This window comes from Streptomyces sp. CRN 30, assembly GCF_034105845.1.
On the sequence record NZ_JAVRHI010000464.1, the window covers coordinates 1 to 10,718 of the forward strand.

Annotated in this window: 9 protein-coding genes and 2 pseudogenes; 9 read left to right on the forward strand and 2 right to left on the reverse strand. The window is 69.6% G+C overall.

The window, feature by feature from the left end:
• The 3 genes and pseudogenes from UW392_RS52940 to UW392_RS52950 form a co-directional block, all read left to right on the forward strand.
• Nucleotides 1-255 (forward strand): annotated as a pseudogene (locus UW392_RS52940) (ATP-binding protein); the annotation flags it as partial.
• Nucleotides 256-288: 33 nt separating this feature from the next.
• Nucleotides 289-1,166 (forward strand): annotated as a pseudogene (locus UW392_RS52945) (hypothetical protein).
• Between the two features lie 57 nt (nt 1,167-1,223).
• The gene (locus UW392_RS52950) at nt 1,224-1,352 is read left to right on the forward strand and encodes a hypothetical protein (RefSeq protein ID WP_320782624.1); all 129 of its coding nucleotides are present in this window, start codon (nt 1,224-1,226) and stop codon (nt 1,350-1,352) included.
• A gap of 67 nt (nt 1,353-1,419) precedes the next feature.
• On the opposite strand, the gene UW392_RS52955 is transcribed toward UW392_RS52950, so the two are convergent.
• Nucleotides 1,420-1,725 carry a hypothetical protein gene (locus tag UW392_RS52955; RefSeq protein WP_320782625.1) on the reverse strand — a complete coding sequence of 102 codons (306 nt, stop codon included), beginning with the start codon at nt 1,723-1,725 and terminating at the stop codon, nt 1,420-1,422.
• Nucleotides 1,726-1,745: 20 nt separating this feature from the next.
• The gene (locus UW392_RS52960) at nt 1,746-3,425 is read right to left on the reverse strand and encodes a sodium:solute symporter family protein (RefSeq protein WP_320782626.1); all 1,680 of its coding nucleotides are present in this window, start codon (nt 3,423-3,425) and stop codon (nt 1,746-1,748) included.
• A gap of 290 nt (nt 3,426-3,715) precedes the next feature.
• Here UW392_RS52960 and galT point away from each other — a divergent pair, with 290 nt between their 5' ends.
• The 6 genes from galT to rpsJ form a co-directional block, all read left to right on the forward strand.
• Nucleotides 3,716-4,777 (forward strand): galactose-1-phosphate uridylyltransferase, encoded by a 1,062-nt coding sequence (gene galT, locus UW392_RS52965; RefSeq protein WP_320782627.1) that lies wholly within the window; start codon nt 3,716-3,718, stop codon nt 4,775-4,777.
• Nucleotides 4,774-5,760 carry a UDP-glucose 4-epimerase GalE gene (gene galE / locus UW392_RS52970; protein ID WP_320782628.1) on the forward strand — a complete coding sequence of 329 codons (987 nt, stop codon included), beginning with the start codon at nt 4,774-4,776 and terminating at the stop codon, nt 5,758-5,760. The genes galT and galE overlap by 4 nt, the downstream gene beginning before the upstream one ends.
• Before the next feature lie 85 nt (nt 5,761-5,845).
• On the forward strand, nt 5,846-7,000 hold the full coding sequence (gene galK, locus UW392_RS52975; RefSeq protein WP_320782631.1) for a galactokinase: 1,155 nt from the start codon (nt 5,846-5,848) through the stop codon (nt 6,998-7,000).
• A 364-nt stretch (nt 7,001-7,364) separates the two neighbouring features.
• Nucleotides 7,365-8,729 carry an NADP-specific glutamate dehydrogenase gene (gene gdhA / locus UW392_RS52980; protein ID WP_320782629.1) on the forward strand — a complete coding sequence of 455 codons (1,365 nt, stop codon included), beginning with the start codon at nt 7,365-7,367 and terminating at the stop codon, nt 8,727-8,729.
• Between the two features lie 96 nt (nt 8,730-8,825).
• A complete protein-coding gene (locus tag UW392_RS52985) occupies nt 8,826-10,067 on the forward strand; it encodes an acyltransferase (protein WP_320782630.1) in 1,242 nt (413 codons plus the stop codon).
• A gap of 486 nt (nt 10,068-10,553) precedes the next feature.
• Nucleotides 10,554-10,718: 30S ribosomal protein S10 (gene rpsJ / locus UW392_RS52990; protein WP_320782632.1), on the forward strand; the 165-nt coding region annotated here is incomplete at its 3' end.

Here is a 10,718-nt window from a genome sequence, read left to right on the forward strand (position 1 = left end):
AACGCCGTACGCCATACCAAGGGCCCCGTCGCCCTCCGTGTGCTCTGGGCGGCCGGCGTCCTCCGCATCGGTGCGTGGGACACCAGCCCCGAGCCGCCGGACCCTCCCGGCCCTGCGGCCGGCGCCGACACCGCCCGGGAGGACGGCCGCGGTCTCACCCTCGTCCGCGCCTGCTCCGAGCTGTGGGGCTGGCAGCCGCTCGCCAGACACGGCAGCCCGGGCAAATACGTGTGGTGTGACCTCGCCGCGGCGTAGCGCGTTGACCACGTCGTACAGAAAGGAGAGCCGATGGTCGGCTCGTCGCACGAGGCGCTGCACCGAATTTTCCAGAAAGATCCCGCCCTGCTGACGCGCGCATTGCAGCGCGTGCTGCACGTTCCGTTTCCCGAGCCCAGTGAAATCGTCGCCATGAACGTCGATCTCACCGAGGTCGAGCCGATCGAGCGCCGCGTGGACACGCTCTTGCGGGCGGAGACGGACCTGGGGACGTATCTCCTGGTCGTCGAGTCCCAAGGGAAGAAGGACGAGTGCAAGCGCTCGAGCTGGGCGTACTACCTCTCGTACCTGTATGCGAAATACCGCTGCGAACCGGTGCTCATCGTCATCACGCAGAACAGCGCCACCGCCCAGTGGGCGGCGCGTCCCATCCAGCTGGGCCTGCCCGGCTGGTACTCGCTCACCGTGCGACCGCTCGTGCTGGTCCCGACAGTGTGCCGGTGATCACGGACGAACGCGAGGCGCAACGGGACGTACCTCTTGCGGTGCTCTCGGCCATGACGCATGGCAGGGGGCCGCATGCCACCGCCATACTGGAATCTCTGGCAGCCGCCCTACGGACAATCGATTCCGACAGCGCTGCGGTCTTCGTGCAGTTCGTCGACTCATGCCTGGCCGACCCCCAGGCGAGACAGATCTGGAGGGACTTGATGACCGCGATGCAGTACTTCTGGCGACACCCGCTGGCCGAGCAGGTGCGCGAGGAGGGGCGCATTGAGGATCGTGCGGAGATGATCCTCAACATCCTGCGGTGGCGAGGCATCGCTGTGCCGGACACGGTGCGCGAGCGGGTTCAGGGATGCACAGATCTTGAGTTGCTCGGAACATGGGCCGAGCGGGCGGTCCACGCGACGGACGCCGCGGAACTGTTCCACGACGACGGGAGCTGAGGCCGTGACCGCCGACCCGGTGGAGGACTCCACTCCCCGGAAGACGTGCCGGATGACGTGAGCCGGAGAGTGCGGGCCGCCACCGACCTGGACCAGCTCCGCACCTGGCGTGACCGCGCCTACGAGGTGACCGATCCGGCAGACCTCTTCACGGACGCCGACGAGCAGCCCGCGCGACCACGCTGACGCACACAGCCGTACGGGGCCGAAGCCGCCCGAGCGACTCCGGCCCCGTACGCCCCCGATGAACCCGTTACTCAGCCGCGTGCCCCGGCGCAGCGCCCTCCTCCGGAGGAACCGGCGCCTGCCTGATCGGCCGCAGCCACATCCACCCCAGGAAGAACAGGCCGAGGGCCAGCATCGCCAGCCCCGTCCACAGGTTGATGTTGACGTCCTGGGCCTTCTCCAGGTCGGCGTCGGACGCGAAGATGCCGGCGGTCGTGACGATGACGCCGTAGATCACGAACAGGCCGCCGATGATGCGGCGGATGTCGAAGAGTCGGGCGGCGGTCGCGGACTTCGTCTCCAGGTCGGAGACCTCGTGGTGCAGGTCGGACATGGTCGTTGCCTCCGATCGGGTCAGAAGGAGTAGGGGATGTAGCAGAGGGCGGCGAGGACGACCGCGCCCCAGCCCAGCAGGGCCGGCTTGCGGTACCAGGCGTCGTCACCCTCCTCCGGTGCCTCCTCCATGCCCGGGGACTTCGTGCCGTAGACCAGGCCGGCGAGCTCGGCCTCCGGCTTGGGGGCGGTGAAGAGCGAGACCGCGATCATGACCACACCGCCGGCGACGAAGCCGACGATGGCGGAGACGAAGTTGGCGCCCTGGTCGGTGGGGATGTCGATGACACCGCCCTTGTAGATCCAGAAGTAGTTCAGCATCGCTGCCGTGGTGCCCGCGACCAGGCCCCAGACGCCGGACTTCATCGAGGCGCGCTTCCAGAACATGCCGATGATGAAGACGACGAACATCGGCACGTTGAAGAAGGAGAAGAGGGTCTGGAGGTAGCTCATGATGTTCGAGAAGCTCGACGCGATGAACGCCGTGCCGATCGAGGCCAGCACACCGATCGCGGTGATGAGCCGCCCGAACTTCAGGTAGTACTCGTCGCTCCGGCCCTTCTTCACGTACTGCTGCCAGATGTCGGTCGTGAAGACCGTGTTGAAGGACGAGACGTTGGCGGCCATGCCCGCCATGAACGCGGCGAGCAGACCGGTGACCGCGATGCCGAGCACACCGTTGGGCAGCAGCTCCTGCATGAGGTACGGGATCGCGTCGTTGTACTGGAGGTCCGAGCCCGCCTTGCCGATCTGCGGCACCAGGACGGCGGCGACCAGGCCGGGGATCATCACCAGGAAGACGATGAAGATCTTCGGGAAGGCGCCGATCAGCGGGGTGCGCTTGGCAGCGGACAGGTTCTTCGCGGACAGGGCGCGCTGCACCTCGGCGAAGTTGGTGGTCCAGTAGCCGAAGCCGAGGACGAAACCGAGGCCGAGGATGATGGTCAGCCAGTTGGCGCCGAGCGGGTTGGGGTCACCGATGCCGGTGCCGTCCCACGCCGTCAGGAAGCCCTCGCCGTGGCTCTCGGTGAGCGAGTCGCTCAGGCCGTCCCAGCCGCCGACCTTGCGCAGGCCGAGGATGGTGATCGGGATGAGCGCGGCGAGGATCACGAAGAACTGCAGCACCTCGTTGTAGATGGCCGAGGAGAGGCCGCCGATGGTGATGTACGCGAGCACGAAGAAGCCCGCGACCACGATGGCCACCCACTGCGGCCAGCCGAGGAGCGCCTCGACCACGATCGCCAGCGCGTACAGGTTGACGCCCGCGATGAGGACGGCGGCGAAGGCGAACAGGATCGAGCTGACCAGGTGCGCGGACCTGTCGAAGCGCTGGAGCAGGAACTCGGGGACCGAGCGGACCTTGGAGCCGTAGTAGAACGGCATCATCACCAGGCCGAGGAAGACCATGGCCGGGATGGCGCCGATCCAGAACCAGTGGGTGACCGCGACGCCGTACTCCGCGCCGGTCGCCGCCATGCCCAGGATCTCGGTGGCGCCCAGGTTGGCCGCCACGAAGGCGAGGCCGGTGACCCAGGCGGGGAGCGAGCGCCCGGAGAGGAAGAAGTCCAGGCTGGTCTTGACCGAGCGGCGGGCGGCGAAGCCGATGCCCAGCACCACGACGAAGTAGATCGCCAGGATGGTGTAGTCGAGCGCGTTGGTGGGGAGCCGGAGTCCTTCTGCCAGATAAGTGGGGGACTGCATGAGTACTCGCTTCGTTGCGTGAACTGATCGCGGCGGAATTTACGCTTTTGTCTTTAATAAGTGAACAGTCCCGCTGGCGTTCTTTGTTCGTTTGTGATCGAGCGGGATGGCGTGGCACCGTCTGCCCCGCGGTCCCCTGCTTCACACCCCGCCTCTTGACCCCCTCCTCGCCCCGCCGCCGCCCACCCCGCCGTTCCCTTCAGGGCGTTGACGTGACTGTTGCCTTGTGGTTTGTTATGTTGGATTGTGTTCGATGGGTTGTTTGATGGGTGTGGCTGAGGAGTCCGACAGTGAAGAAGACCTCGACCCGGCTCGCCGACGGTCGTGAGCTCATCTACTACGACCTGCGCGACGACACGGTGCGCGACGCGGTGGACCGGCGCCCGCTGGAGCGGACGGTCACCACCTCCGAGGTGCGCGAGGACGTGCTGCTCGGCGACTCGGTCGCGATCGCCTCGCACCGGCAGGGCCGCACCTACCACCCCCCGGCCGGCGAGTGCCCGCTCTGCCCCTCGCAGGGCGACCGCCTCAGCGAGATCCCGGACTCCTCGTACGACGTGGCCGTCTTCGAGAACCGGTTCCCCTCCCTCGCCGGTGACTCCGGCCGCTGCGAGGTCGTCTGCTTCACCTCCGACCACGACGCGTCCTTCAAGGACCTCACCGACGACCAGGCGCGCCTGGTGCTGGAGGCGTGGACCGACCGCACCGCCGAGCTGTCGCACCTGCCCTCCGTCGAGCAGGTGTTCTGCTTCGAGAACCGAGGCGCCGAGATCGGCGTCACCCTCGGCCACCCGCACGGGCAGATCTACGCCTACCCCTTCACCACCCCGCGCACGGCCCTGATGCTGCGCTCGCTCGCCGCGCACAAGGAGGCGACCGGCGGGGAGAACCTCTTCGACGCCGTGCTCGCCCGCGAGCTGGCCGGAGAGCGCGTGGTCCTGGAGACCGGGCACTGGGTGGCCTTCGTGCCGTACGCGGCGCACTGGCCGTACGAGGTGCACCTGTACCCGCGCCGCCGGGTGCCGGACCTCCTCGCGCTCGACGAGGAGGCGCGCACAGAGTTCCCCCAGGTCTACCTGGAACTCTTGAGGCGCTTCGACCGGATCTTCGGCGAAGGTGAGCCTCCGACGCCGTACATCGCGGCCTGGCACCAGGCACCGTTCGGCGCGCTGGAGGAGTTCGACGGCGTGGTGCGCGAGGACTTCGCGTTGCACCTCGAGCTTTTCACCATCCGCCGCACGTCCGGCAAGCTGAAATTCCTCGCGGGCTCCGAGTCCGGCATGAACGTGTTCATCAACGACGTGCCGCCGGAGCGCGCGGCCGAGCGACTGCGAGAGGTAGCGAGTTCATGAGCGACAGCGGTAACGGTATCGGTGGCGGTAAGTACCTGGTCACCGGTGGTGCCGGGTACGTCGGCAGCGTCGTCGCCCAGCACCTGCTGGAGGCCGGCCACGAGGTCGTCGTCCTGGACAACCTCTCGACCGGCTTCCGCGAGGGCGTCCCGGCGGGCGCCGCCTTCATCGAGGGCGACATCCGCGATGCCGCGAAGTGGCTCGACGACTCCTTCGACGCCGTCCTGCACTTCGCCGCGTTCTCGCAGGTCGGCGAGTCGGTCGTGAAGCCCGAGAAGTACTGGGCCAACAACGTCGGCGGCACGATGGAGCTGCTCGCCGCCATGCGTACGGCGGGCGTGCGCAAGCTGGTCTTCTCCTCCACGGCCGCCACGTACGGCGAACCGGAGGAGACCCCGATCGTCGAGACCGCCCCGACCCGGCCCACCAGCCCGTACGGCGCCTCGAAGCTGGCCGTCGACCACATGATCACCGGTGAGGCGGCCGCGCACGGCCTGGGCGCGGTGTCGCTGCGCTACTTCAACGTGGCCGGCGCGTACGGCGACTGCGGCGAGCGCCACGACCCCGAGTCGCACCTCATCCCGCTGGTCCTCCAGGTGGCCCGGGGCAAGCGCGAGGCGATCTCGGTCTACGGCGACGACTACCCGACCCCGGACGGCACCTGCGTCCGCGACTACATCCACGTCGCGGACCTGGCCGACGCCCACCTGCTCGCGCTGGACGCCGCGCGCCCCGGCGAGCACCTCATCTGCAACCTGGGCAACGGCAACGGCTTCTCCGTCCGCGAGGTCGTCGAGACGGTGCGCCGGGTGACCGGCCACCCGATCCCCGAGATCGTCGCCCCGCGCCGCGGCGGCGACCCGGCGGTCCTGGTCGCCTCGGCGGCCACGGCCCGCGAGGAGCTGGGCTGGAACCCGTCCCGCGCGGATCTGGACGAGATCGTCGCGGACGCCTGGGACTTCGCCCAGCGGCACGCGCAGTAGCGAGTAACTTGAGGGCCGGTTGCTGTCGGTCCGTACGAAAGGTCAGGGGATGGGCGAGCAGGGGACGAGCGGAACCGTGACGCAGGTGGAGACCCAGGGGGTCGCCGAGCGCTTCGCGGAGCTGTACGGGGCGGCGCCGGAAGGGATCTGGGCGGCGCCGGGCAGGGTCAACCTGATCGGCGAGCACACCGACTACAACGACGGCTTCGTCATGCCCTTCGCCCTGCCGCACGCCACGGTCGCGGCGGTCTCGCGCCGCACCGACGGCGTGCTGCGCCTGCACTCGGGCGACGTCGAGGGCGACCCCGTGGAGCTCGCCCTGACGGACCTCGCCCCCGAGTCCGACCGCAACTGGACGGCGTACCCGGCCGGCGTGGTCTGGGCCCTGCGCGAGGCGGGCCACGAGGTGACGGGCGCGGACGTCCACCTCACCTCGACGGTGCCCACGGGCGCGGGCCTGTCCTCCTCGGCGGCGCTGGAGGTGGTCATAGCGCTCGCCCTGAACGACCTCTACGACCTGGACCTGAAGGGCTGGCAGCTGGCCCGCCTGTGCCAGCGCGCCGAGAACGTCTACGTGGGCGCCCCCACCGGGATCATGGACCAGACCGCCTCGGCCTGCTGTCAGGAGGGCCACGCCCTCTTCCTCGACACCCGGGACCTCTCCCAGCGGCAGATCCCCTTCGACCTGGCCGCCGAGGGCATGCGCCTGCTGGTCGTCGACACCCAGGTCAAGCACTCCCACAGCGAGGGCGAGTACGGCAAGCGCCGCGCCGGCTGCGAGAAGGGCGCGGCCCTGCTGGGCGTCGACGCCCTGCGCGACATCGCCTACGACGACCTGGACGCGGCCCTCGCCCGCCTCGACGACGAGGAGGAGGTCCGCCGCCTCGTCCGGCACGTGGTCACGGAGGACCAGCGGGTGGAGAAGACGGTCGCCCTCCTCGAATCGGGCGAGACGCGTGCGATCGGCCCGATCCTGTCCGAGGGCCACGCCTCCCTCCGCGACGACTTCCGCATCTCCTGCCCCGAGCTCGACCTGGTCGTCGACACGGCCCTGTCCGCCGGCGCCCTGGGCGCCCGCATGACGGGCGGCGGCTTCGGCGGCTCCGCGATCGTCCTGCTGGAGGCGGCGGACGCGGACACGGTGACGAAGGCGGTGGAGGAGGCCTTCGCGGCGGCGGGCTTCACGGCCCCGCGGGTGTTCACGGCGGTGCCCTCGGCGGGGGCGCGGCACCTCGGCTGACCTCCTGGAGGCGGGTCCGAGCGGGCACTTCCGGCCCGCTCGGGCCCGCCTTCAGCCGTATTCGCCCGTGCAGTATCCGTACGGCCACGTACGGCCATGGATGTCTCGTATCCGCCCGGGTGCGCACACAGGGCGGTAAGTTCTCGGCTCGGCGCGGGAGCCCCGTGACGCGGGGACTCCGTGGCGCGGGAATCCCATGCAGTGGGCCAGGCGTTGACGCGACTTCCCTGTAGTGAGCACATGTGTAGTGAGCACATGAGGGGGAGGGGGCCGCTCCCGAGCCGAACACCGCACCATCGACAGCGACCGCCTCCCCGCACCCGCATCCCGCACCCGTACCCCGTACCCGCGCGAAAGGCACCCTGTGGCGACCCGACCCGACACCAAGACCTCGCTGGACTCGCTCCACCACCTGCGTGACGAGATAGAACGCCGCAACCCGGCCCAGCCCGAGTTCCACCAGGCCGTCCACGAGGTGCTGGAGACGCTCGCACCGGTGCTCGCCGCCCGTCCCGAGTACGCGGAGCCGGGGCTGCTGGAGCGGCTGGTCGAGCCGGAGCGGCAGATCATCTTCCGGGTGCCGTGGCAGGACGACAGGGGCCGGGTGCACGTCAACCGCGGCTACCGGGTCGAGTTCAACAGCGCGCTGGGCCCGTACAAGGGCGGACTGCGCTTCCACCCGTCGGTGAACCTGGGGATCATCAAGTTCCTCGGCTTCGAACAGATCTTCAAGAACGCGCTGACCGGGCAGGGCATCGGCGGCGGCAAGGGCGGCAGCGACTTCGACCCGCACGGCCGCAGCGACGCGGAGATCATGCGGTTCTGCCAGTCGTTCATGACGGAGCTGCAGCGGCACATCGGCGAGCACACCGACGTCCCGGCGGGCGACATCGGCGTCGGCACCCGCGAGATCGGCTACCTCTTCGGCCAGTACCGGCGGATCACCAACCGCTGGGAGTCCGTCCTGACCGGCAAGGGCCGGGGCTGGGGCGGCTCCCTGATCCGTCCCGAGGCGACCGGCTACGGAAACGTGCTGTTCGCGGCGGCGATGCTGCGCGAGCGCGGCGAGGACATGGAGGGCCGGACGGCGGTCGTGTCCGGCTCGGGCAACGTCGCCATCTACACCATCGAGAAGCTGACGGCCCTCGGTGCCAACGCCGTGACCTGCTCGGACTCCACCGGCTACGTGGTCGACGAGAAGGGCATCGACCTCCAGCTGCTGAAGCAGGTCAAGGAGGTCGAGCGCGGGCGTGTGAGCGACTACGCCGAGCGCCGGGGCGCCTCCGCGCGGTTCGTGCCCGGCGGGCGGGTCTGGGAGGTCCCGGCCGATGTCGCGCTGCCGTCGGCGACCCAGAACGAGCTGACCGAGGACGACGCGGCCACCCTCGTCCGCAACGGGGTGAAGGCGGTCTCCGAGGGCGCGAACATGCCGACCACCCCGGAGGCCGTGCACCTGCTCCAGAAGGCGGGCGTCGCCTTCGGCCCCGGCAAGGCGGCCAACGCGGGCGGCGTCGCGGTCAGCGCCCTGGAGATGGCGCAGAACGCGTCCCGTACGGCGTGGTCGGCCGAGCGCGTCGAGGAGGAGCTGACCCACATCATGAACGACATCCACACCACCTGCCACGAGACCGCCCAGCGCCACGGCGCCCCCGGCGACTACGTGACCGGCGCCAACATCGCCGGCTTCGAACGGGTCGCGGACGCGATGCTGGCCCAGGGCGTCATCTGAACACCGGGCGAACGCGCCGGGAACCGTTCGTGGGGTGTGTGCGGCGGTTGGGCCAAGACGCCGAAACCGACAAGAGCTCTGTTCTTGTCTGGCCGGATGGCACGGGCGACGGACGGCACGACAGCGGTCGGCACGACGGCGGACAGCAGGACGGCGGACAGTAGGACGGCACTGCCCCGGCAGGCGGCGGAGGGGCCGAGACAGCCCCTCCCGCCGCCCGCCGCCGTCACACCGCCCCCGGCCCCCGCGGCTGCCACGCGTCCGCAGCGCCCCCGCCGCCTGTACGTCATCGACGGCGTCCGCCTGCTCGCCGCGCTGATGGTGGCCGTGCACCACTACGCCGGCACCGCCAGGGCCGACCGGCCGGGCAACGTGATCTGGGACCGGCCGGTGTCCGACATCATGCCCACGGTGTTCCGCCTCGCCTCCTACGGCTGGATCGGCGTCGAGATCTTCTTCGTGATCAGCGGCTTCGTGATCTGCATGTCGTGCTGGGGGCGCTCCCCGCGGCAGTTCTTCGTCTCCCGGGTGATCCGGCTCTACCCGGCGTACTGGTTCGGCGTCGTCTTCACCACGGTGGCCCTGTTCCTCCTGCCCGGGGTGTGGGAGCGGCTGCGGCTGCGGGAGGTGCTGCTCAACCTCACGATGCTGCAGGCGGGCTCGAAGGTGCCGAACGTCGACGGCGTCTACTGGACCCTCTGGTCCGAGCTCCGCTTCTACCTGCTCTTCCTCGTGGTCGTCGCCATGGGGCTCACCTACCGCAGGGTCGTGGTCTTCTGCTGCGTGTGGGGCGCGGCCGCGATGCTCGCTCCCGTGTCGGACCTCCACCTGCTGGAGCTGGTCGCCAACCCGGAGGGCGCCTGGTACTTCATCGCGGGACTGGCGCTCTACCTGATGTACCGCTTCGGCCAGGACCTGCTGCTGTGGGGCATCCTCGCCATGGCCTGGCTGATGGGCCAGCTGGAGCTGGGGCACCGCATCGACACGGTCGAGCACGTCTCCGGCTGGCGCGGGGCCGTGCTGATCTTCACGGCGTTCCTGCTGTTCATGGTCGCCGTCGCGCTCGGGTACACGGACCGCGTCCGCTGGAAGTGGCTGGTCACCGCGGGCGCCCTGACGTACCCGCTCTACCTGACGCACTACGCGGTCGGCACGGCGCTGATCAACCGCCTGCGCGACACCATGGACGCCCGGCTGCTGGTCGCCGTCGTGATCGCCGGCTTCCTGGTGCTGGGCTGGCTGGTCCACCGCTTCGTGGAGCGGCCCGGCGCGCGGCTGCTGAAGAAGGGGCTGGACCGGTCCTTCGCCCGGGTGCGCCATGCGGACGGCGCGTCCTGAAGGCGTGACGTGACGCACACGCGTTCCCAGCCGCGTGCCGGGGGAGACCATCGGCGACGCGTTTGCCCAGGTCGGTCGCGTGTCGCACCCCAGGTTTGACCCCCGCCACTCGCCGGGTACGCTACACGGCCCGATTGGCGGACCCCCCGCCCCGTATGGCAGACTGTCCGAGTTGCTCGGTCGAGTGTTGATGCTGCGCGCCTCCCGCCGGGAGGACCGGAAGCGAGTCCCACAGTACTCGTCGCCCCCATGCGGGGCGGACGTACGGGAATCTTCCGGGAAGTGTGGGTGCGGCACCGGCCAGGCACCCGGTGGGCCATTCGTCCCCGGCCAGCGGTTCCGGAAGGGCCGCGCCTCCCCGCAGGGATGTTCCGACAAGGGACATCTGTGTCAGTGAGGGCGCGACACACCCGACCGCGTGGGTCGGAGAAAGCCCAGGGAACACCGGGTGGCAGAGCGTAAGAGAGACAGGACTACGGAGTAGCCATGGCGGGACAGAAGATCCGCATTCGGCTCAAGGCCTACGACCACGAGGTCATCGACTCCTCGGCGAAGAAGATCGTCGAGACGGTGACCCGCACTGGTGCGTCGGTCGCGGGCCCGGTGCCGCTGCCCACTGAGAAGAACGTGTACTGCGTCATCAAGTCGCCG